The organism is Bacillus sp. 179-C3.3 HS (assembly GCF_047229225.1).
Taxonomy (GTDB): domain Bacteria; phylum Bacillota; class Bacilli; order Bacillales; family Bacillaceae; genus Bacillus.
Genome location: NZ_JBFEFT010000011.1, coordinates 77,886 through 99,784, shown reverse-complemented (window position 1 = coordinate 99,784; position 21,899 = coordinate 77,886). Strand labels below are relative to the sequence as shown.

Here is a 21,899-nt window from a genome sequence, read left to right as displayed (position 1 = left end):
GTTGTTGGCGCTGTTGTTGGCGCTGTTGTTGGCGCTGTTGTTGGCGCTGTTGTTGGCGCTGTTGTTGGCGCTGTTGTTGGCGCTGTTGTTGGCGCCGGAGTGGTACTGTTGTTTTCACTTGCACCTAAGAGTCGATCTAATCCAGTCTTCACCAATTGATCGAGTTTTTTTTCAGGATTAAATTTAATTTTCTCTTTAATTCTTCCGATCACATCTTGCTTGTACTCTTCTATTTTATTTTCAACCCAAGGAAGTGCCTTTTCATCCCAAAACTTTCTAGGACTCAATTTTTCTTTCACTTTGTCTGCAACGTCACCTGCATATTTTTGAATTTCATTTAATCCTTTATTGGCAAGGCTCTGAAGCCAACTTTGTTTAGGTTCATCCTTTTTAACCGACGGACTAAGAGCCTCAGGCTCTTTTTTTATGTTTTGTTCTTTCACAACAGACTCTGTCTGATCTCGTTTTTTCAACTTACTCTTTGCATTGTCTTGAACAGATACTCTGATTTCGTGTTTAGACATTGTCAAGCTTTTGAGTGTCTTTTTGATTCGTTGAATTGCAGCGGTGGCTTGGTCAACCATATTTAATCTCATATAGTACGTTCTGTTCATGAGCTGAAGGATTGATTTTTTGATCGATGACATTTTTCCTGACAACTGATCATTCATTTTGAACGTCAGCAGGGTTGGACTTGTTTCTATTTGTTTCAAGCGATCTATACTGGATTTAATAACATCTAATCCCTTTGCTTGAATGGTTATGACCATTTGTTTCGGTATCATGTTCAGCTGATTTGTTAACGATTTTAGATCACGATAAATTCCATCATCTAGTCTCATGGATACTACGGACATCTTGCGAAGAGATGAATTGAAGTTTCTTAACTTCTTTTCATCAATTTCCAAGCCGATTTTGACAGGTTTTCTAAATGGCTTTAGTTGTTTCTCAAATGTTTTAAACCGTTTTTGAATGCGTAAAAGCTTTTTCGACACGCGGTCTTCTAATTCAAATCGTGCAGTGAGTTTCGCCAGTTTATTTCCCTCCTTTCCTCGCTTCTTTTTCTAGTACTTCTAGTTTGTAACTAATGAGTCCGAATAGGAATGCTTTGAATTGTCTTGGTGCTTCGTATAAATCTAGTAGTTCTGATGGGGAGTAGTGAAGCTCGTGCATCGCATAATACATAAACACGGCTTCTTTATCCCCATCCTTTATTAGTTTTTTGCTGCGTCTTCTAGATCTTCAATTTCATCTTCGAAGCCGTTGATTTCGATGGCTTTGTTTAACCAGTTTGCGTATTCTCCGCCGACAGACAGTACACGTTTTGCTACTTCAACTGGATCTTGTGTGCTGTAAGCTTCTCTCAATTCCTTTGAGCGGAAATCTGGATAAATGGTTGATTCAATGGCAATCCGTGCATAGAAGCGCTGGCTGTCTAAGTCTTTCACACGTCCTCTGCCTTTGATATTTTTAAAGGTTGTGGTTTCTTTTTCTAACTCATCAATGCGCTCAGTTGTGATCGCTTTGAAAACAAATGGAATGACATTTCCCTTTTTATCAATGAAACGCTTAGAAATTGGTACTTTCACTTCTTCCGCTTCTACTGTTTGTCCTGGCATAAAGAATGAAAGATCAAATGTTTGTTTTTCGCTCATGTTTAAAAACTCCCTTTGTTTTGTTTTTTTGAATGCAAAAAAGCACATCCATTTTTGAATGTGCTTCCAATCTTTTCATGTATAATATAAATCGTACAATCGAACGGCTTGCTCAAGGGCGTCTGGCTCATCCCCGATAGGAAGGGGGATGATGCTCAGGTCAACATTTCAAGCACTGATGTTAATGCTTGCTTTTGGGTCATTTATCATTACCCTGTTGACGTATATAGACAAAAAATAGACTCCCCTTGAGCTGTGGAAGGTTAAAGGGAAAGTCTACCTAAAGAACCTATACGATAAGCCAGCCCCTTGAGGGCCAAATTGTACATTGCCGGGATGTTGACGCATCCTGGCTTCTTTTTATTTTATGCAAAGTGATTTGCGTGTAAACATATTTCTAAGAAACTTTTTGAGGTTACACAGCAACTCTTTTGCAGCTACTTTGTAACTATGAAAAATTATACCATATTGTTGAATAAAATAAAAACAACATCTATTTTACGTCATTCGTAATGCCTTTTTCTAAGGTCATTAGAAAGAATTCTTCAGTTTCTCAGGCAGATCAAAGTCTTCAAATGTAAATGGAACCTCTTCTTCAAGTGCCTCTGAATCGACATCCAGTCCTGCAATTTTTGCTGAATCAAAGTTGACATCAAATAATGTCACACGCTCTGTGCCTCGGCCTGCTGACTTATCATCCAGCACAGCCTGTATCGTGAAATAAGGATCTTCCCCTTTTTTCACATAATTGAGCATTAATTGTACGAATCGTGATGTGACTTTATAGAACGTTGCCGTTCCAGTTCCGTTGGCACCCGTAGTTTTATGACCAGTCATTCGGCGGCCCATGACGTTTACCTCTGCTTTATTTTTTTCCACGTTTGCTTCGAAGGTTTTGATAAATGCAAGCTCCTCACCTTCTAAGAAAAGACGACCTTCTTTACCTGAAATTGTATTTTGCGCTTTAAAAGCCATCTTACTTCACCTCCACATTGAAATAGAATTTTTCTGCTGCGTCTACTGGTTGAACAGCTAGATCAATCATAAATCCATCACGATCTTCATTAAGACCTATGACGATATCTGTTTCTGAATTAAAGCCTGTAATGCCGCTTCCATCTTGAAGCTGTGTGAGATACTGTGTAATCAGTGTTTTCACAAGTTGTACTCCATCATCAGATGCTGGAATGTCAGTGCCATTGGCTTTGCGTAATTTAATCAAATTTTTCAATTCAAATGTGAGATCATTGTTGATTGCATCTAGGACACGAATGATTTTGTTTTTTGCCATTTGCTGATTTTTCTCAGCTGTAAAGCTTGTTAAGGAGTTAATATCTTTTTCAACGCTCACCGTACGGTCTCGCGCATCAAAAGTAAAGAGGAATTCCCCTTGTGATAGGCGGTATTCTACTTGATCATTGTCATGGCGTTCTAACGTATCGACTGCTCCTTCGTACTCAACAAATGTCAGTGATTGATTGAAGTTCGCTCCTGCGCTTGCACCTGCGACCCATGCTGTCACTTGTGCAGGTGTCAGTTTTGTACCATCTTCTAACACAACACCACTTGTGACGTTGATGATGCCTTCTGAGTCAGCAGCATAGTTGGCGACAACCCCTTGCACCTTACGTCCTTGCTGATCACGCAAACGCTGAATGAACGAGGCAAAAGTCGCTTTTAATTGCACACTGTTATCGACTGGAAGCGCAATGACATCAAAGTATTCCGTTTCTGCCGCTTCTAAGAAAGCTGTGTAATCCGCAACACTCGCTACACCATTTTTCCCCCCGCTTAGTGTGACACCTGCTGTGATGACGGCTTCACCTTCACCAGAAAATTGAACATACTTGTTCTTCACAAGGTCTTTTACATCAGTGATCACCTGTTTATCGACGATGTCTGTTCCCAGATAAGTGATGACATCTCGCTTCGTGTTATCAAGGACATTTTCAGCCACTTGGATTGTGATCTCATTTCCTTTAAGACCACCATAATTCGCCGTAATGACAAATTTTTCGCCGATTTCAGCTTTGGCAGGTACCCCTTCATTTAAACGATAAAGCAAGACTGTTTGTGCTTTTTTCTTCGCTTCACGGAAAAGAAGAAGTGATTGATCATCAATATTGAGTCCCACTTTTTTATTTAAATCTTCCATATCGGAAACGGAAATAAAGGTTTTAGGTTCTCCCCAGCTCATAACAATAGGGAGTGCGACCGTACCTCTTTCGCCTAAAGTAATGCGTTGTTCTGCTGTTGTTTTAAAATTAAAGTAAATGCCAGGACGCTTTTTCTCTGTACCTGGTATAAAGTTGCCTCCGTTCATCCTTTAAACCTCCTTGGACAAAAAAGCATCAATGTGCTTCTTTGCTTCTGTTTTTGTAATTGGTTGATGTTTGATATAAAAAAGAGCACCCTCAAGGATCTCTGGTTTGACTCCAAAAAGATCCTTACTGTGCTCTTTTAAGGCTTCAAATGAAAAGCCAAATTCTTTTTCTTCGCCAACTGCTTGATCGAGCTGTGCGTTTTTAGTCTTGCTCACGTTTGATCACCCCATCTGAAAAGTTGATACCTTCAAGGCTCGGTTGTTTGTCTCGGCTGTACCAATAGCTGCTATCCCATGTCAGGACAATCGCTGCCACGCCTTGATCTAGGATTCTAGTTTCCACTCGTTTTATGCGGACATAATCATCAAGCACTTCTCCGTCTTCACTGATCATCTGAATGATTTGACGATCAGCAAGCAATGCATCGACGACCATTTCTGCCGCATCATGCGCCTGTTCAGTATCCACATGAAATATTTTCACTTGAAGCGAATATGATTTCATAAAGGTAGACACCGTATCTGGACCGCTGATAACGGTCACTGGCGGTACATAAACAGAAGGAACTTGAAAGCGCTCCGGCAAAAGACGATCATACATTTTCACTGGAAAGTGTGTGTAAATATAATGCATGATTGCCCCGACTTCTTGATTCATTCCATCACCTCCCAAAATGTCGATCTATATAGCTTTGAAGCTTTCGATCGAGTGAGCTTTCAAACATTTGCACATATAGCATGAAAGCATGATCCCAATAGCCAGTCCCTTCGATCCATTGAGATGCAAGCATCATCCCAGTGCTCATATTCGGATCATATTCAAATCGATTCCCAATCCACCTGCCAGGCACCCATCTTCGCTCTCCATTAGAAGAGGTCGCATGTCCATCATTGACATAGGATGCATAGTCAAGTGCAGTCCCGACCTCTAGTGTTAGACCACCCTGTGTGATGAGAAAATGATTTTCCTTATCCCCTTTTTGGAAAGATCGTAGAAGACGCCCCGTATCCACAGACTTTTCCTTCATTAATTCATCTTGTACAATATCTAAAAATTGCAGGCCCATCTCGGATAACCACTCTTGATACTCAGCTTGTAAGCCGCCATCAATTGCCTCTTGTAGATTTGTTAGCAGTCGGTCAAGTCCTTTGATTTTCATAGGTTTTCCTTCCTGATGGCCATCACTTCAATGTGATGATTCTTCACTATTTTCGGTTGTTGTAATGTGAGTGAGATCCCATTCCACAATATTTTGTCATGCAGTCGAATATCACTCGTCATTGGAAAATGAACAAGATAGGATTGATAAATGACTGTGTTTGGTTCTTCTTGCACAATGGATTGGTTTTTCTCTATGACATAGCAAGCTAGATTCTTGGCGTGTGGTGTCTCAGGATAAGAGAGCACCTTTTGTAAATCCCCTGTCGGAATCCCAAACTTACTTTTCACCGCCTGCTTCTCTTCAAGATGAAAAAGGTCGCAGCGATCCGTTAATAGTGCATCATAACTCATAATGATCTCACCTTACATCTGGCACTTCCAGCTGCCGTAGATGGTTCAATAAAGTCTGTAAGAAGAGCGTACACATTAGGCTTACCCTTTACTTGATTGGCAGCCTTTGCATATGAATAGTCGCCCATTTTTTCAGATGTCATGCCTTTGATCATGGATTCATCATCATTTAGCATGGCAAAGTACTGTGCCATTTTTAATAAGGCGATTCTTGCTTTTTCAGGTAGAGGCTGATATTTTTCGTTTGAAAAATCGTGACCGACGATTTGGAATACCGCAGCTTCAGCTTCGACAATATCCGCAGTTAGCCGTTCTACGGAACGATTCTTCACACGATCAAACACAGAATAGGCTTGTAATTCTTCAGCAGAAATGAACATCGCCTGTTGTCACCTACTCTTTCACTTTCATCACTTTTGCTACAGCGTCCTCTTCCTCAAATTTGCTGTCGAGCTTTGCAGTGAGAACAATAATAAATTTACGGCTACGAATATCCTTTTCTACTTCAATTCGGATATTGCGAGAGAAACCAACAATGATGTTTTTAGGGTGTGTTAGCAGAATATCTGATACATCTGCTCCCGCTTCATCATATGGCTGCATATTGGCAATTCCTTTGACCGGAACACCGAATGCTGAGGACAGTCCACCTTGAATCGCCGCATCTCCTAGCCCTGTTTGGCGATTCGCTACTTGATCTTTCCATTCAACCTCTAGACTTGGAGATGTGTAGAAACGAAAGTCTTGTGGAACGCGTAAGTATTTTGAAGGAATGGCTTTATACGCCTGTTTGAACAACTGGCGGCTCACTTCTTCCCCATTTGCATCGACAATATGGGATACCGCCTGTTTTCTGACGCCATCCATTTGTGCTAAAAATGGGTCTGAGGAAGTCGTGTCGCCATTGACGATCAACTCTTCAATATCTACTGCTGCGCGTTCTGCCAGCATTTGCATAATGGTCTGCTGAATCCCGTTTTTCTCAATATTGTTTTCAATGCTGTCGTACGTCATATGAATCTCTGCGATCACTTCTTTGGCATTCAGCTGAACGGTACTTGTCTCTGGAACCACACGATCCTTTGCAACAAGTGCTTTTCCTTCTTCAGCCGGTCGCAAAATGCGCTGTCCGAAGCCTATTTTTTCGATTTTTTGTGAATCACTCTCCATTGGAATGATCCGTGCGTCATTTAAAACAGTTGGGGTATTTTGCATCATTCTAATGAATGTATTGGATTGGGTTGCATTCATGAGACCGCCAGTTTTTAAGCTAGCCAGTGTCATTTCAGCTTTGTGAATCAACTCTTGATTTCTCACGCTTTTTCCTCCTTTTTTAGGCTTATAGTAAGCCGTCCCATACGGGTTTTGTTGTGTCATTTTGTGTTTCATGGATTGCTTGCTTTGAAAGACCTCGTGCTTTTTCAAGCATGTGAATCCGCTCTGAAATCGGCAAAAGCTTCTCCTCTAGCACATGCTGAATCGCTAATGTATCTTTGCTAGCTGATTTCTCTAATGAGGTCAGCTGATCAAGAATTGGACCAATCGCTTGACCAAGTACTTTATGGACAGCTTCTTCACCTGCTTGTTCTTCCTCTTGTTTCCCTGCTTGTTGTAGCACGTTCTCAATCGATTGCTTTGCTTTTTCCAGCTCTCGTACTTGATCAGTCGTTAATGTAGCCTCAAGCTTTTGAACGGATGCTGGTCTTTCTCCAATCACTTGAAGAACATCATCTGCTTGTAAAACGTCTTGGACAATTGGGATTAATTGTTCAAGCGCTTCTCTTACGCTAGACTCATCGCTATCACTCATTTGTAGTGTTTCCAGCAAATGGTCGATCGCGCTCCAAAATGGTTGTGACATGTCTGCACCTCCCTCTTTCAAAAAGAAATTTTTCAGCAAAGAAAAAAGCCCTCTCTCATTTGTTTCTAGAGATCGAAGCTCATCCTGTTCTTCTATATCCATGATGTCAGCCGTTCCTGCCATTGAGTAGCCAGTAATGTGGCCTTGCTGAATTTGGTTCCAAATCTCTTGTGATGCTTTCGTCACAAGTACCCAAGAGCCTTTTTGAATCAGCTCTCCACCTACTTCAAAATCCGCAGGAGCAATATATGATTCCACAACCTCACCAACTCCGGCTTGAAAATCATGCTGTTTGTCAATGTGACGGGCATCTTTCATAAAGCCATGTGCTGCTTTTTCAATTTCCTTGGCAGACATAAAATCTTGATGGGCATCTGGTGTATTCGGTTCATATACAACACCATATACAAGACGATGTGCGTCCTCGGCCTTTGTCAACACACTGACCTTCTTTTGAAAGTCTGGTTTTCTCTTGGCCTTCATGAAGAAGAATTTCTTTTGATTGGCTGCCTTGTCGACATATGAGACATGGGTAATCTTTGCATTTCTTAATTCTCTTGGCATATGTTCACCCCCTTTCAAATGAAGCAGAAGTACTTTCATTTATCCCCTCTGCTCGTTGTGATGATTCATTCACTACTTGCAGGCGGCTATCTAAGGGCCGGTGATATTGTTCTTCAGGCCATTCCTCTAAAGGCTTTCCAAGAATACGCCCCGCCAAGTCTCTTAAATCGTTTGGCGAAACGGCTCCAGCTTGAACAAACGGTGTTAAGACCTTGGCAATCTCTAACGGATCTCTAAAGTCAGGACCATTTAATAAGAAGCGAACATGCCATAAATCAAGGTCTGGTAAGAAAAGCGTATTAAGCTTTCCTGTAATCAGGTGCCGCTCTGGCTGAAACACTTGCTCTTCTGTTGTTTTACGGGCAGTATCTGCCGTCGCTTTGTTATAATCCTGAGACTCCCCTGTGTATATAGGTGGTAATCGAAAAGCGGAACGGATTTTATCTCTTGTTTTTTCATCGTATTCTAAAAACAACGCATCCTCTTGCAAGATTTCCGCTAACGATTTAAAATTCACTTTCACATTTGACACATCTTCTTCACCTGTCAGCCCTTTTTCAGTTGGGAGTCCTTCTACTTCCAGCAATAGAAATTTATGGGCATGATCAGTTCCTTCGATATCGTCCATATAATCCTGAAGCTGTTGGTAGGAGGCCTCTGATAGCATCCCGTTTTCAACAATGATCGCACCTGGTACATGCCGTCCTTGTTTAAAATAAAGATAATTCAGCTCTTCTGCCTTGCGCGCGCCATACATATTGACAATGTTGCCAATCCAGCGAGGAATTCCGTATGTCCCGCTACCGATTTTAAAATGGATGACCTCTGTTGCCCTAAGTGATTCTGGGGTGGCATCGTCGTATCGTCCTGTTTCACAATTTAGAATGCGAGGATCACCATATTCTTTGAAAAAGACTTTCTTTTCATTAATCATCTGTACATATTTACGGAAGCGTTTCTTCCGATTCATCGTTTTCAGCTCACCATTTTCCGTATATCGGAAGGTGACATCTACAGGCTCACCCAGTTTACAAATACGAATGTGAAGTGCATCTAAGTACTCAACCCCTGCTGGTTTCCCCTGTCCATCTCGGAGCACCTCTAAAAAACCATTTCCTGTTTTCTCACGGTCTTCGAGGACATACCCGAATATCACATCAGCAGATTCATCATAGTTCATGTATTTTGTAAATTCTTCAAGCCTTGTCCATTCCTTCTCTGCTATTTTCTTTTTTGCTGGTTGGACCCCTTCCGCATTAAAATCGAATGCGTATTCTACGCCAAAACCAAAACCTAAAATATTCGTTTTATATGCATCAATACACTGCTGAAGGATCGTTGAATATTCTGCCATCCTTTTCAATTCACTGATATGGTAAGATGGCGGAACAATGTCATCTTTTTCATATGAAAATTCATCTTCATACATTTGTTTTGTATGATCAGATATACTTGCTTTCATAATCGTTGCTTTGACTTGGTTCATTGTATAGACCTCCTCTCTCTATTTGGACGGACACGCTTCGAAGCAGTCTCTTTCAAATCAGTTACTTCATAATCATCCAGTGCATACCAGATCGCCGATAATGTGTGCGGGTCGATTTGAAATTCATCTTCTTGCAGTCGTCCGTCTTTATCCGCTTGATAGGTTAATGATTGAAGCTCATAGATCGTATTCGTGCACATATCAGAACAAATGATTTTCTTAAACCGTTTGATCTTTTTTGTATATTGCAAGCGAGAGCCTTGAAATTTATGTGCTGCAATCATTTGAAATCCTAGCTGGCGAAAGTAGTGAATGGTTTTAGGTTCTGCTGCGTCTGCCTTGATCAATTCCTTTGATTGGATGAACTCTTTCAAGTCTAGAGCGGTTTCATCATCTGTTTTCCCACGGTCGTAATATTCCCAGTAAATATAGAGATATTTTTTTTCATGATCAACGGCTAAACGAATTAAAGCATTGTACGATTCGACAAATCCGAAATCCATGCCTGCCCGTTTGAGCGGCTTTTGAATTTGTTGAATGGCTTCTAATACGTCAGAATGGGCTCTCACCTCAAATTGAGGAAAAACCCTTGTGCCATTGATTCCGAAATAACCCCTTCGCGCAATTCGATAGAGATCTGGATCATATTCTTTCAGCTCATCCAGCTGATGCACATAACTTTTAGGCAAGAATAAGTTGTCATCTGCTGTGGAGTGATGATAGTAAGTATCCTTGATAACGACTGTTCGTTTTTTGTATAATGTCTCGTCGTCAAGAACAAACCTCTTGAGCTGTTCATCCCGGAAGAAATGTCTGTACGTCCAATTATCTTGACCAACAGGGTTGGTCGATAACATCATATATAGCTCTAATGAGGGATGCCGCAGCCTCCCAAGTAGTTCTTTAAATCCGTCATAAGAAATCTCTGAGCATTCTTCGATCCAAATGAGGGAGATATTATTGATCGATTTCAGTTTCTCTGGCTTATCTAGGCCTTTAAATAAAATACTGCTGCCGTTTCTGAACGTCAGTGCAAGCGGCGAGCTACGGCATTTCACAAAATGACCGATGCCAAGATCATGGACGATCTCTTGTAGTAGAGAATATGTCGACTCTCGGTGCGTATCATACACCTCTCGAATGACGAGTGCTGTCCGTTTTTCTTCAAGTAGCTTTAAGATGAGCTTTAAGGCAATATGATAGCTTTTTGAAGAACCATAGCCACCTACTAAAAATTGAAACTTTTGATTCCAATCAAATAGAAAGTGCTCAAAGTGAGGATTGACTTCTTTTTCAATCATCGGTGTCATGATTGATCCTCTTTTCGTTTGATCATGATGTGAAGGTCTTCCTCTTTTTCTTCACGGACAGCTTTTTTTGTTTTTTCGATCGTCAGTTCAATTTGTTTCAGCCTCAACCTGCGCTCATCCTTCGCATGTGCGAGTTCCTCAAACTGTTTAATCAGTCGTCTAAGCTCTCCCATGGCACGAGATTGGGCATTTAAAAAAGTCGCATGCCGGTCCCATGAGAATTGGAATGCGAATTCTTCCGCCTCGATCGTTGGTTCCGGCTGTATTCCATCTACTGTTTCTTTCTCTAAGGATGAAGGCGTATATGTCGCCTTTTTCACCTCTTTGATCATGTCATCTTGATCTGCTACAAACATGATGCGCTGCGCTCGAATGATCGCCGCGTATTGAATTTGAATTTGATCCCAGATTAAATCAAGTGATGTGCGTCCATCCATTCTCTCCATAATCTCAATCGTTTCATCTGAAAAAAATTGATGAAAGATGGAATGTGCTTGCTTAGATGGTGCTTTTGGTCTTTGCCATCCATAGCGTCTTTTCCATGATTTGACTGTATGAATAGAGACGTTGTATTGATCAGCGAGCTGCTGATAGGTCATCCCTTTCATATAATCCTGTTCTGCATTCATTCGTTTATGTTTCATTTACATTCACCTGCCGCCTCCTTTAAGTTCGAATGATTCATTGAAAGGAATCATTTGTGCTGGGCTAGCAAACATCCGTTTGGTCTTTCTATCTATAGGTGGCAACTGTAAGACAAGCCCTGCTGGATTTATTTTTAAAAAGAAAAAAACGCCTATTCAGCAGCTTGGAATAGGCGTTCTTGGATTTTTTTAGACATTTTTGCTCGGGCTCTCTCCATCTGTTTTTGGACTGTTCCTTTTTTGACATCTAGCATCATAGCAATCTCGCTAAACGACAAGCCCTGTGTTGTGTGCATATAAAATACGTCTTTTTCTCGATCTGTTAAAACAGATAAAGCTTCTTCTATGCGTTTTTTGTCCCGCTCGCTTACTTCTCTTTCTTTTTCTTGGATGAGGGTATATTCATGTGATAATGCCTCTAACACTTCTGGATCTGCAAGCATCGTCCGTTGATAAACAGAACGTCTATCTAACCCTCTGCGCGCGCCAGGCTGCCTACCAATTTGAAGCCATTCCACCACGTATTCTAGGTCACTAACCATACTGGCAATGATTTTTTTATCGTGCTTGTCTTGATCAGTCAGTTGTTTGTCTTCCTTTTCTCTAAGCGGCTCGTATCGTTTTCTAGCATCCTTCAAAGCTCGTTTATATTCGATTAACAGGTCTTGCATGTCTTATCGCTCCCTTTTGATTTGCATAAAAAAAACGGACACCAATCAATCCCCTTTCGTAGGGTGTTGATCAGTGTCCGCAGGCTTTCCGTCTTGGACTTATGATGTTGTTGTTCATCAGGCTAGCTGATTTTAAAACCAATTTCGTGATCCACTCTAGCAAAATGCCCTTTTGCCGTTTGAATAATCGTTTTTCCATGTTCAGGTACCTCTAGTTGATATGCTGTTCCACCATTTCCATCTAATACGATGACTTGAATCTTCCCATTTTCCATTTCACCAATGACTGTCTGATTGTCTTGAATAAAAAGTTGCTTTGGCTCGTTCATGTGATGGTCTCCCTTTTTTGTGATGGCCCCACGCCGTCACCCAATGTATTTAAAATCATTTCAACTCTTGGACGTAAACTATAAAACTGTGACACTCTTAAATCTACTATCTGTAATGCGGCATCATCAGCAATAGAGCCAAGTGCGTCTTGCATATCCTGTCTGTTTGGCTGGTAGATGTCTATGTTTGTTGGACGTATCAATCCTCTTTCAGCATGCGTCCGTTTCATGTGACAGCTCGATATGTCATATGGCATGCTGTAAAACAAACGAATCTCAAGTGATAATGCGCCTTTTATCTTTTGTGTACATTGCGCTTTTACAGCCTCTTTCATTTTCTGGATGAATAACTTTCTTGTGAGATGATGCGCTGTTTTAAAAATTAGATGGATGACCACGTTACGATCTCCCGTCGTCCTTTTCCCATTGACGAATGACTTCTTCTTTTTTACTCGCTTTGTGCAAACATTTCATCAATGTCATGATTTGCTTCAGTCGTTCCATGTCTTTCCTCCTTCTATTTTTGTGTGTATGTTTTGCGCTGCCATGAGTGCCCTGTATGTCTGTTTGTCTTCTGCCGTTGAAAAAACAAAAATCGGCTCATGTTCATGGATCATCATCCATCCACCCGCTTGTACTAAACAAAGCTGCGCTACTTTACGGGAATCAAACATTAGCTGATGTCTCGTCATCTTCACATTCCTCCTGACCGTCTTCCACTTCTTTTCGATCACCAGATCGTTTCATCTCATACGACCAGTACCTTTTTGGATATCCAAATTCATTCATTTGCGTTACCATCGGATGCTCAATATTCATACGAATCTTCTCCTCTCTACTTCATTCAACGTTCCTTTTTACTCTTTTCGTGTAACAATTAGTTAAAAAATTTTAAGCATCAATATTTCAATCACCTATCATCTGCTTATCTTCCGACGTTCGTCTGGCAGAAAGCATGAATTCTTCCCGAAATCAACGTCTATGTCTTCCTTGTTCTATTTGTTGTTCTCATACATATTTTATTTGCATGTTCATTCGTTACTCAAAACGTGTAAGTGATATTCATTATAATAATATACACGAAAAGAGTAAGTCAATCATTTTTTATTCTTTTTGTGTATATATTTATCTTTTTCGTGTAATTCGTGATAAAATTTACACATCACATAAAAAAAGGTGTTTCCAATGAATAATATGACTGGGAAGATATTAACTGAATTAAGAGAGAAGCATGGATGGAGTAAGTCAACTGTTGCCAAAAAACTCGGACTGAAAGCGATGTCGACCTATGCGAATTGGGAATATGGATTAAGAAAACCAGACGGAGATATGATCGTAAAAATTGCGGATTTATACGGGGTCTCGACGGATTATCTTCTTACAGGTAAAGACAAGAGCGTACCAGGATACGATCTTGCAAACGATCCTGACTTGCAAATTGCCTTTAAAGCTGCAACAGACTTTTCTGAAGAAGCGAAGAGACAAACCATCGATTTTATTCATTACATTAGAGAGAAAGAGAAACAAAAAGGCCGGCAGCTAAAACAACCGGACAGTGAATAAAGGATCTGTTTCCATTGTTGCGTCTTATTCTCTTTTTATAACGATACACATTGCTGGGTGCATTCCCAGCTTTTTTTATGTCTTTTTTCTCTTTATGTACATCGGAACATGACAAAAAAATCATATCTTTTATTTAATTCCCCCCGAACCTCCTACATAAAATGTGACGTTTTTCACCAAAATTATACTTTTTATTACATATTATTATTGACATAATATTCTATAATTATTAATATATGTTTATACCAAAAAAAGGAGTGTTACTATGAAAAAATCAATGAAAGCTTGTACGTTGTCTTTAGCTGCTCTTGGCGCCCTTACATTCTTCCAGGCTGAAGGTGCACATGCAGCTGCACAGCCAAAAGAACCAGTTATTGCAAAAGCTCCTATTATGAATAAAGTGATTACTGTGAACCGTACGCTTTCAGTAGGTTCTTCTATCGCTGTGTCTCTTCCAGCTAGTCAAATTTCTGTGACTGGTGCAACTTATGCCATTCAATTAGACCAAACAGCTCCGAACTTCACTTGGATTCGCGCTGTACAACGTGGTTCTGTGACTGTTTCATACTATAATTCACTCGGAGAACGTGTCATTAACTACATTACAGTACGTTAATGACACATTCTCTCCATTCAAAAGGCGATGACATCTTGTTCATCGCCTTTTTCCTTTGTATGAAGAATGACAAAATTAACACTTACTTGCCATCGCATACACCTTATGTTAACTTTTAATTAAAACAGGTTAACATATTAAGGGGGATTTTATGGGGAAACAAGCGGCTTTATCATGGGGAGAAATAGCGGAAAAAGCGATTCGAAATGAGCCGGCATCTAAACAAGAAGGGGTAGATATCCTTGAAGCCGATGACCATGAGCTGTTGCCGATCATGCATGCAGCCTATCGGGTGAGATATCACTTTTTTCAAAAAAAGGTGAAGTTAAATATGATCTTCAATGCAAAAAGTGGTTACTGCCCAGAAAATTGTGGATATTGTTCACAGTCGATTGTGTCAAAAGCACCGGTTGAAAAATATACCATGCTAGATCAGGAGACTATTGTGGCAGGGGCACGTGAGGCTTTAAGAAGAAAAGCGGGGACTTATTGTATTGTAGCAAGCGGCAGAGCCCCTTCACACCGTGAATTAGACGAGGTGACCGCGGCTGTTAAGGAGATTACAGAGACCATGCCGTTAAAGGTATGTGCCTGTCTTGGTTTACTAAATGAAGAAAAAGCACTGCGATTAAAGGAAGCTGGTGTGCATCGTTATAATCACAATCTGAATACACATCATGATCATCATGCACAAATCACAACCACTCATACATATGACGACCGGATCGCAACCGTCCAGCAAGTGAAACAATCGGGTATGTCCCCCTGCTCAGGTGTCATTATTGGTATGGGAGAAACCGATGAGCAGATTGTTGAAATGGCGTTCGCACTCAGGGCACTTGATGCGGATTCAATTCCTGTGAATTTTCTACATGCCATCGAGGGCACGCCACTTGAACACCAAAGTCGAACACACCCGATCAAAGCATTGAAGGTTCTGGCATTGATGAGATTCATCAATCCAACAAAGGAAATTCGAGTGTCTGGCGGAAGAGAATTTAATTTACGGACGCTACAACCCCTTGCCCTTTACGCTGCAAATTCTATTTTTGTAGGCGATTATTTAACCACAAAAGGGCAACAAGTTCAAACTGATCATCAGATTATTGAAGATTTAGGTTTCGAGATTGAAGAATGTGCCCTATAAAAAGTGTCTGCCGAATATCTGGCAGGCTTTTTTGCAACAAAAAAACTACTCTTTAACAGAGTAGTTTCATATTTACATAAACAGAATAAATAATAAGACACCTAGTACGATTCGATAAATCGCAAAGGGCACAAGTTTGATTTTATTAATCAATTTTAAGAAGAAGCGAACAACGAACAAAGCTACAATAAACGCACTGACAAAGCCAACGCCAAAGAATGGAAGCATGTCTGCTGTTAAATATTCGGCATTTTTCACAAGTGTTAGGAAGCTTGCACCTGCCATAATGGGCATGGCCATGATAAATGTAAAGTCAGCCGCAGCGCGGTGATTCAACCCAAGAATAACGCCACCAGCGATGGTTGAACCTGAACGTGAAAATCCAGGCCATAAGGCCAAACACTGAAACAGTCCAATATAAAGAGCTTGGCGGTACGTCATGTTATCAACGGAGCGTGTCTCTGTTTTTTGTTTGTTGATCCAGTCAGCCACAAGCATCAAGATGGCTCCTAAGATTAGACCGACTGCGACCGTTCTGACGTCAAATAAATATTTATCAATATAATCTTCAAAGAGGAATCCTAAAATAACGGCTGGGACAAGTCCAACAGCAATTTGGGCAATGGTTAGCTTATGTCCACTGCGCTTTTGTTCTTCTGTGATGTTTTTCTTTAAACCTAATAAGTTTAGAATACGATCTTTAAATACGATCATAACGGCTAAAATAGACCCTAGCTGAATCACAACTTTAAATGTATTTGCCGCTTCTGGCGCAATGATTTCCTTCGACTTTAACCATAGATCATCGACAATGATCATATGTCCAGTTGACGAGACAGGTGCATATTCTGTTAAGCCTTCAACAATTCCTAAAATCAGTGCCACGAATAAATCCCATAAATTCATGATTTTCTTTCCTTTCACTTCTGGTCTTTTGAACAGGTTACATCTCTCATGTCCACGTAAAGACAAGCTTTCTTTTTCGAAAGCTCGTCTTTATGATACTATATTTTTTTCAAAAAACGATTATGACTTTTCTTCTTTATATAGATTGGATCGCATTTTGAACCAATCAAATAAATGAGTCGTGATGACTTTCAACACAGCATACGTAGGAATTGCGACAATCACACCTACGACGTTAAAGAGTTTACCTGCTGTCAATAGAACAAAAATGATGGTAATCGGATGGATATGGAGATTTTTCCCCATGACCTGTGGAGAAATAAATTTCCCTTCAATCAGCTGAACGACTGTCCAAACAATGATCAATTTTAACAGCATAATGGGTGACGTGACAAGGGCAATAACAATCGCTGGTGTGATGGCAATGGTTGGGCCAAGATAAGGCACAACACTCGTAAACGCCGCAATAATCGCTAACAGTAAGGCATAATCTAAGCCGATAATCATGTACCCAATTAAGAGCAGAACACCAATACAGAAGCTGACAATGATCTGACCTCGAATATATGAGCTAAGGCGGTGGTTCATTTCGTGAAGGACAACATGGGTATGTTCTCTTAGCTTATTCGGGATGAATTTCAGAAAATAATCAGGTAGCTTCTGCCCGTCTTTTAATAGATAAAAGAGAATGAACGGGACTGTCACGATCGAGATGATGATTTCAGTCAGTGCGCCTAAGAATGTCCCTACACCTGTGAAGGTACTCTCCAAAATCTTCGTCGCTTGACTGGACGCTTTACTGACTAATTCTGACACGTTAAAATTCATCGTGTTTTGTACTTGGTTAATGAAATTACTACCTGTTAGTTGTCTAATTTGTTCTTCTACTGTATCAACGTATTTCGGAAGGTTATGAAAGAGACTCATCGTTTGTGCTTGTAAAAACGGTATAATGGACACAATCGTCACTGTGATGATTCCAATGATAACAATATATAAAAGTAAAATAGAATAGATTCGCTTGACTCTCAATCTCTCTAACAAGTTGACAACCGGGTTTAATAAGTAATACACAACCCCTGTTAAAATAATTGGCAAAGCGATGGTTTTAACAAGTACAATGAGCGGTGTGAAAATAAAAGATGTTTTCGTGAAAACAAGGATATTCAATCCTATCAGTAAAAGGATGAGTAAAAACAGAACAAACTTGTTATCAAGAAAAAACTTTTTAAATCGACTGCTCCACATTTGCATAGAATTCATATTGTTCCTCCAAACACGGGCTATTTATAAATAAATTGTACACTACTTTATCATGAAATCGTCATGATTGTTTCAGCATTTTTTCTGATTTGGCAATGGACATCGCTCACATCCTGCTAAAAACAAAAGTGATTAAACGTATGTACTTCCTATGTGCAGGATACGCTTCATATTCGTTTTCTCCTTCCCCTTTTGTTCAGTATTACCCGAATGAGAGAAGAAAGTATCCACTTTTCGTACATTTATATCCTTTATGTATGACGGAGTAGCATAAGCAAAGGTTTCAGCTACTTTTGTATAAAATTCATATTCTCACTTATATCATCAAAAAAAAGAAAAAGGAGTGGATAAACATGATTCGATTTGCAGTCATCGGAACGAACTGGATTACAGATCGTTTTTTACAATCCAGTGTCGGCATTGCGGATTTTTCATGCACAGCTGTGTATTCACGCTCTGCTGAAAAAGGACAGGCGTTTGCCAACACATATGGGATTGAAACCGTGTTTACAGATTTACATGAAATGGCGGCAAGTGATGTGTTTGATGCTGTCTATATTGCCAGTCCAAACGCTTTTCACAAAGAGCAAGCCATCTTGATGATGCAACATCAAAAACACGTCCTTTGCGAAAAACCATTGGCTTCTCATCGAAAAGAAGTGGAGCAGATGATAGCTGTCGCTAAAAAACATCAAGTTTGTTTCATGGAAGCGATGAAAACCACATTTCTGCCTAATTTCCTTCAAATCAAACAACATCTGGATCAACTAGGGCCCATTCGGCAGATGATTGCACATTACTGTAAATATTCTTCAAGATATGATGATCTTCGAAATGGGAACATCCCAAATGCCTTTCGTCCTGATCTTTCAAATGGGTCGTTAATGGATATTGGTGTGTATCTTGTGTTTCCAACGATTTATTTATTTGGACAGCCAAATCAAATGTCAGCAAACGGTTATAAGCTTCCTACTGGTGTGGATGGAAATGGGTCGTTACTCTTGCAATATGACCAGCATCAAGTACTCCTTTTTCATTCCAAAATCTCAAATTCCCATTTATCTGCGGAAATTCAAGGAGAAGATGCAACTATGGTCATCGACCAATTCCATCGCCCTTCTCGTATCACGATATATGATAAAAATGGGCATCAAAAAGACCTTTCTCTCAAGGACGATCATCCAGCTATGTATTATGAAATAGACCATTTTATCAAATGTATTCAACAGAAGAAGGGACAGTCCCCGATCAATACATTTGACTTATCTATTCAAACGATGACCGTGATGGACGAGGCAAGACGACAAATGGGCGTCGTGTATCCTGCGGACCAAACGGCATTTTAATAATTGAACAGAGGGCAAAACAAACACATTGCCCTCTGTCCTACCTACGTTACTTCGCTGCTAACACATCCGCAAATGCTTTGACATATGGCGGTAGATCCGGCGGACGTCTGCTTGATACGAGATGTCCATCTACAACGACGGCTTCATCTAGCCAGATCGCCCCAGCATTGGTCATATCATCTTTAATCCCTGGGGTACTTGTCACTTTTTTCCCTTGAAGAATACCCGCAGAAATCAGTACCCAACCGGCATGACAAATTTGTCCGATCGGTTTGTCTTGTGAATCAAACGTGCGGACGATATTTAATACCTCTGGATAACGGCGCAGTTTATCTGGAGACCATCCCCCAGGAACGAGAACTGCATCGTACTCTTCAGCTGAAATTGAATAAAAATCAGCATCTGATACGGCAGGGACACCATACTTTCCAATGTACTCATGGTTTGCTTTTTCACCTACAAGTTGAACGGTAGCCCCTTCTTCTCTCAAGCGAAGAACCGGATACCACAACTCCAAATCTTCAAAATCATCACTTACAAACGCAATGACCTTTTTATCAGATAAACGCATGTGATCTCTCCTTTTCATTCTATCTCCTCTATTGTATTGGATTTTCACTTAAAAAGAAAAGCGGTTCCCCTTATGGGAACCACTTTCACTTGCTAATCTATTCGTTGATCTTGAATCTTTTCGTTAAGTCACGTAATTCTTCAGCCATTTGAGAGAGCGTTGTGGAAGAAGAACTGATCTCTTCCATTGAAGCTAACTGCTCTTCAGCCGATGCGGCAATGTCTTGAATACTTGCAGAACTTTCTCTCGATACATCAGCAATGTCGTTCACTGCCTTCGAGATCTGTTCAGAGCCTTTTGAAAGCTCTCGTACTGTTGTATTCATTTCGTTAATGCGGGCTGCGATTTCTGCTGTTTGCTGGTTAATTTGTGAGAAGCTTTCTTTCGTTTGATCTGTAATCGCAAGTCCATTTTTCACTTCTTCATTCACAGACTTGAACATGTTTTGTGATGTTTCAATTTCAGACACAATTTCTTTGACAAGCTTTTCAATCTCTTTTGCTGAATCCGATGATTGAACCGCAAGCTTCCGAACTTCCTCCGCTACAACCGAGAAGCCTCTACCTGATTCTCCAGCACGTGCAGCTTCAATAGCAGCATTGAGTGCGAGTAGATTTGTCTGATCTGCAATCCCATTGATGACACCTAAAATGTTCGTAATGTCTTTTGATTTATGCTCTAAGCCGTTGATGACACTTTCAGCTTCTTTGACTGAATGATCGATTGTTTGCATTTGGCCAACTGTTTGCACAACAAGCTGTCCACCTGTTTCTGCCACTGTTTTTGACTGTACAGACGATGCTGTGATCACATCAGAGGTTTGCGCTACTTCATTTAGGCCCTCGTTCATTTGTTTCAAGTGGTTTGCACTTTGTTCGACCATTTCACTTTGGTTTTCGTTCCCGTTAGAGAATATTTCAATCGATGATGTAATATGTTCTGTCGCTTTGGTTGTTTGGCCTGCGCTTGCTGTCAGTTCTTCAGATGAGGATGCCACATTTTCAACAGATGTCTGTACGGCCTGAATGACATCTCTTAGTGACTCACTCATTTCATTAAAGCTTTCGCTAAGCTGACCAATTTCATCTCTTGAACGAACATCAATTTTCTCTGTCAAGTCTCCTTCACTGATCTTCTTTGAAGAAGTGACAAGCATAGAAAGCGGTTTTGTAATCGAACGAATGATAAAGATAATCAGAATGCCGCCAATGATCAGGGCGCCGACTAAAATAATAGCCGCCATATTAAAGACTGGCTGTGCTGCTTCTTCCACTTCACTCATAAACATCGTACCGACAATTTTCCAACCAGTGAGTTTATTTGTTGTGAATTCCATTTGTTTTTCTTTTCCTTCAAACAAGTAGCTTAAAGATCCTTTATCTTGTGAATACATCGTCTCTAACCATTCACCAGATAATTTTGTACCTGCTTTTTTCGTAGGATGGGCAACAAACGTACGATCAGGACTTCCGATGAAGGCATATCCTTCTTTTCCGATGTTAACATTATTTGACTCTTTTACGAGATTCGCAATGTCTAGGTTCATGGCAATGACACCAGAACCGTCTTCTAATTTCTTAGAAATTGTGACAACTAACGTACCTGTTGATGCGGTTGGATATGGGGCAGAGATAGACAGTTCTCCGTTTTTCGCCCAGCCATCCTTATACCAATCTCTTTCCGTGGCAACATAATCAGCCGGCATCTGTTTATTTGGATATCTAGAAAATACTTTGCCATCACTCGAAGCGACGAAGATCCCTTCAGTGTCTTTATTCATACTCATAAACTGTTCAAATCGACCTTGAATATCCTTCGTTCCTTTTTGCTTCAGTCTTTTTTCTGTAATCCATTGACTGAAAAATTCAGCAGCCTCAGTTTTTCCTTCGACAACCTTTGTAATATTTTGATCTAACTGTTGTACGTTCTCTTTTGCACTGAGTGTGATTTGATCATGTAATGAAGTGCTCGCAGTATAATAGGAAGATAACGCCAACACAATAATCGGACATAACAGAATAAATAAGAATGAGAGTATCAGTTTTTTAGAAATAGATGGCTTTTTGAAATACTGTATGAATTTCGTCAAGATGAAAGCTCCTTTTAGTAAGATAGTATATATATCGGA

Annotated in this window: 28 protein-coding genes and 2 pseudogenes; 5 read left to right on the top strand and 25 right to left on the bottom strand. The window is 40.3% G+C overall.

Features of this window, described 5'->3' with window-relative positions; all coding sequences use genetic code 11:
- The 3 genes and pseudogenes from AB1K80_RS09260 to AB1K80_RS09250 form a co-directional block, all read right to left on the bottom strand.
- A pseudogene (locus AB1K80_RS09260) lies at positions 1 to 1,034 on the bottom strand (transglycosylase); the annotation flags it as partial.
- A 1-nt stretch (position 1,035) separates the two neighbouring features.
- Positions 1,036 to 1,185: a hypothetical protein gene (locus tag AB1K80_RS09255; RefSeq protein ID WP_412856330.1), complete on the bottom strand. Its 150-nt coding sequence runs from the start codon at positions 1,183 to 1,185 to the stop codon at positions 1,036 to 1,038.
- A gap of 29 nt (positions 1,186 to 1,214) precedes the next feature.
- Complete coding sequence (locus AB1K80_RS09250) at positions 1,215 to 1,655, bottom strand: phage tail assembly chaperone (RefSeq protein ID WP_412856319.1); 441 nt, start codon at positions 1,653 to 1,655, stop codon at positions 1,215 to 1,217.
- Positions 1,656 to 1,806: 151 nt separating this feature from the next.
- On the opposite strand from AB1K80_RS09250, the gene AB1K80_RS09245 reads away from it, so the two are divergent.
- Positions 1,807 to 1,896 (top strand): putative holin-like toxin, encoded by a 90-nt coding sequence (locus AB1K80_RS09245; RefSeq protein WP_412856318.1) that lies wholly within the window; start codon positions 1,807 to 1,809, stop codon positions 1,894 to 1,896.
- Positions 1,897 to 2,186: 290 nt separating this feature from the next.
- Here AB1K80_RS09245 and AB1K80_RS09240 read toward each other — a convergent pair whose 3' ends face one another.
- The 17 genes from AB1K80_RS09240 to AB1K80_RS09160 form a co-directional block, all read right to left on the bottom strand.
- A complete protein-coding gene (locus AB1K80_RS09240) occupies positions 2,187 to 2,630 on the bottom strand; it encodes a phage tail tube protein (protein ID WP_412856317.1) in 444 nt (147 codons plus the stop codon).
- A 1-nt stretch (position 2,631) separates the two neighbouring features.
- Positions 2,632 to 3,978: a phage tail sheath family protein gene (locus AB1K80_RS09235; RefSeq protein WP_412856316.1), complete on the bottom strand. Its 1,347-nt coding sequence runs from the start codon at positions 3,976 to 3,978 to the stop codon at positions 2,632 to 2,634.
- Positions 3,979 to 3,981: 3 nt separating this feature from the next.
- Positions 3,982 to 4,194, bottom strand: a complete 213-nt coding sequence (locus tag AB1K80_RS09230) for a hypothetical protein (RefSeq protein WP_412856315.1) — start codon at positions 4,192 to 4,194, stop codon at positions 3,982 to 3,984.
- Entirely contained in the window at positions 4,181 to 4,636 is a 456-nt protein-coding gene (locus tag AB1K80_RS09225; RefSeq protein WP_412856314.1) for a phage portal protein, read from the bottom strand. The genes AB1K80_RS09230 and AB1K80_RS09225 overlap by 14 nt, the downstream gene beginning before the upstream one ends.
- Positions 4,637 to 4,640: 4 nt before the next feature.
- Positions 4,641 to 5,138 (bottom strand): HK97 gp10 family phage protein, encoded by a 498-nt coding sequence (locus AB1K80_RS09220; protein WP_412856313.1) that lies wholly within the window; start codon positions 5,136 to 5,138, stop codon positions 4,641 to 4,643.
- Positions 5,135 to 5,491, bottom strand: a complete 357-nt coding sequence (locus tag AB1K80_RS09215; protein ID WP_412856312.1) for a YqbH/XkdH family protein — start codon at positions 5,489 to 5,491, stop codon at positions 5,135 to 5,137. Before AB1K80_RS09215 ends, AB1K80_RS09220 begins: the two co-directional genes overlap by 4 nt.
- On the bottom strand, positions 5,488 to 5,871 hold the full coding sequence (locus tag AB1K80_RS09210) for a DUF3199 family protein (RefSeq protein WP_412856311.1): 384 nt from the start codon (positions 5,869 to 5,871) through the stop codon (positions 5,488 to 5,490). The genes AB1K80_RS09215 and AB1K80_RS09210 overlap by 4 nt, the downstream gene beginning before the upstream one ends.
- A 13-nt stretch (positions 5,872 to 5,884) precedes the next feature.
- Positions 5,885 to 6,868: a phage major capsid protein gene (locus AB1K80_RS09205; protein WP_412856310.1), complete on the bottom strand. Its 984-nt coding sequence runs from the start codon at positions 6,866 to 6,868 to the stop codon at positions 5,885 to 5,887.
- On the bottom strand, positions 6,831 to 7,916 hold the full coding sequence (locus tag AB1K80_RS09200; protein WP_412856309.1) for an XkdF-like putative serine protease domain-containing protein: 1,086 nt from the start codon (positions 7,914 to 7,916) through the stop codon (positions 6,831 to 6,833). Before AB1K80_RS09200 ends, AB1K80_RS09205 begins: the two co-directional genes overlap by 38 nt.
- Positions 7,917 to 7,920: 4 nt before the next feature.
- Positions 7,921 to 9,402, bottom strand: a complete 1,482-nt coding sequence (locus AB1K80_RS09195; RefSeq protein WP_412856308.1) for a phage portal protein — start codon at positions 9,400 to 9,402, stop codon at positions 7,921 to 7,923.
- Complete coding sequence (locus tag AB1K80_RS09190; protein WP_412856307.1) at positions 9,399 to 10,712, bottom strand: PBSX family phage terminase large subunit; 1,314 nt, start codon at positions 10,710 to 10,712, stop codon at positions 9,399 to 9,401. The genes AB1K80_RS09195 and AB1K80_RS09190 overlap by 4 nt, the downstream gene beginning before the upstream one ends.
- Positions 10,709 to 11,356 (bottom strand): phage terminase small subunit, encoded by a 648-nt coding sequence (terS, locus tag AB1K80_RS09185; protein ID WP_412856306.1) that lies wholly within the window; start codon positions 11,354 to 11,356, stop codon positions 10,709 to 10,711. The genes AB1K80_RS09190 and terS overlap by 4 nt, the downstream gene beginning before the upstream one ends.
- A 152-nt stretch (positions 11,357 to 11,508) precedes the next feature.
- Entirely contained in the window at positions 11,509 to 12,027 is a 519-nt protein-coding gene (locus AB1K80_RS09180) for a sigma-70 family RNA polymerase sigma factor (protein WP_412856305.1), read from the bottom strand.
- A 122-nt stretch (positions 12,028 to 12,149) separates the two neighbouring features.
- Positions 12,150 to 12,302: an XtrA/YqaO family protein gene (locus AB1K80_RS09175; protein WP_412856329.1), complete on the bottom strand. Its 153-nt coding sequence runs from the start codon at positions 12,300 to 12,302 to the stop codon at positions 12,150 to 12,152.
- Positions 12,303 to 12,352: 50 nt separating this feature from the next.
- The gene (locus AB1K80_RS09170; protein ID WP_412856304.1) at positions 12,353 to 12,754 is read right to left on the bottom strand and encodes a RusA family crossover junction endodeoxyribonuclease; all 402 of its coding nucleotides are present in this window, start codon (positions 12,752 to 12,754) and stop codon (positions 12,353 to 12,355) included.
- Positions 12,755 to 12,847: 93 nt separating this feature from the next.
- Positions 12,848 to 13,048 (bottom strand): hypothetical protein, encoded by a 201-nt coding sequence (locus AB1K80_RS09165; protein WP_412856303.1) that lies wholly within the window; start codon positions 13,046 to 13,048, stop codon positions 12,848 to 12,850.
- Positions 13,023 to 13,175 carry a hypothetical protein gene (locus AB1K80_RS09160; RefSeq protein WP_412856302.1) on the bottom strand — a complete coding sequence of 51 codons (153 nt, stop codon included), beginning with the start codon at positions 13,173 to 13,175 and terminating at the stop codon, positions 13,023 to 13,025. The genes AB1K80_RS09165 and AB1K80_RS09160 overlap by 26 nt, the downstream gene beginning before the upstream one ends.
- Positions 13,176 to 13,541: 366 nt before the next feature.
- Between AB1K80_RS09160 and AB1K80_RS09155 the strand changes: the two genes are divergently transcribed.
- From AB1K80_RS09155 to bioB, 3 genes are all read left to right on the top strand, one after another.
- Positions 13,542 to 13,919, top strand: coding sequence for a helix-turn-helix domain-containing protein (locus tag AB1K80_RS09155; RefSeq protein ID WP_412856301.1), 378 nt, complete (start codon positions 13,542 to 13,544; stop codon positions 13,917 to 13,919).
- Positions 13,920 to 14,184: 265 nt separating this feature from the next.
- Entirely contained in the window at positions 14,185 to 14,535 is a 351-nt protein-coding gene (locus AB1K80_RS09150; protein ID WP_412856300.1) for a hypothetical protein, read from the top strand.
- Between the two features lie 151 nt (positions 14,536 to 14,686).
- Positions 14,687 to 15,682 (top strand): biotin synthase BioB, encoded by a 996-nt coding sequence (gene bioB, locus AB1K80_RS09145; RefSeq protein WP_412856299.1) that lies wholly within the window; start codon positions 14,687 to 14,689, stop codon positions 15,680 to 15,682.
- Between the two features lie 72 nt (positions 15,683 to 15,754).
- On the opposite strand, the gene AB1K80_RS09140 is transcribed toward bioB, so the two are convergent.
- Both AB1K80_RS09140 and AB1K80_RS09135 read right to left on the bottom strand, forming a co-directional pair.
- Entirely contained in the window at positions 15,755 to 16,588 is an 834-nt protein-coding gene (locus AB1K80_RS09140) for an undecaprenyl-diphosphate phosphatase (RefSeq protein WP_412856298.1), read from the bottom strand.
- A gap of 120 nt (positions 16,589 to 16,708) precedes the next feature.
- Positions 16,709 to 17,851 (bottom strand): AI-2E family transporter, encoded by a 1,143-nt coding sequence (locus AB1K80_RS09135; RefSeq protein WP_412856297.1) that lies wholly within the window; start codon positions 17,849 to 17,851, stop codon positions 16,709 to 16,711.
- 353 nt (positions 17,852 to 18,204) lie between these two features.
- Between AB1K80_RS09135 and AB1K80_RS09130 the strand changes: the two genes are divergently transcribed.
- Positions 18,205 to 19,197, top strand: a complete 993-nt coding sequence (locus AB1K80_RS09130; protein WP_412856296.1) for a Gfo/Idh/MocA family protein — start codon at positions 18,205 to 18,207, stop codon at positions 19,195 to 19,197.
- Positions 19,198 to 19,246: 49 nt separating this feature from the next.
- Here the strand turns inward: AB1K80_RS09130 and AB1K80_RS09125 are convergent, their stop codons facing one another.
- From AB1K80_RS09125 to AB1K80_RS09115, 3 genes and pseudogenes are all read right to left on the bottom strand, one after another.
- Complete coding sequence (locus AB1K80_RS09125; RefSeq protein ID WP_412856295.1) at positions 19,247 to 19,771, bottom strand: type 1 glutamine amidotransferase domain-containing protein; 525 nt, start codon at positions 19,769 to 19,771, stop codon at positions 19,247 to 19,249.
- A 97-nt stretch (positions 19,772 to 19,868) separates the two neighbouring features.
- Entirely contained in the window at positions 19,869 to 20,822 is a 954-nt protein-coding gene (locus tag AB1K80_RS09120; RefSeq protein WP_412856328.1) for a methyl-accepting chemotaxis protein, read from the bottom strand.
- Positions 20,814 to 21,770: pseudogene (locus AB1K80_RS09115) on the bottom strand (cache domain-containing protein); the annotation flags it as partial. The pseudogene AB1K80_RS09115 and the gene AB1K80_RS09120, both read right to left, overlap by 9 nt.
- Positions 21,771 to 21,899 lie beyond the last annotated feature (129 nt).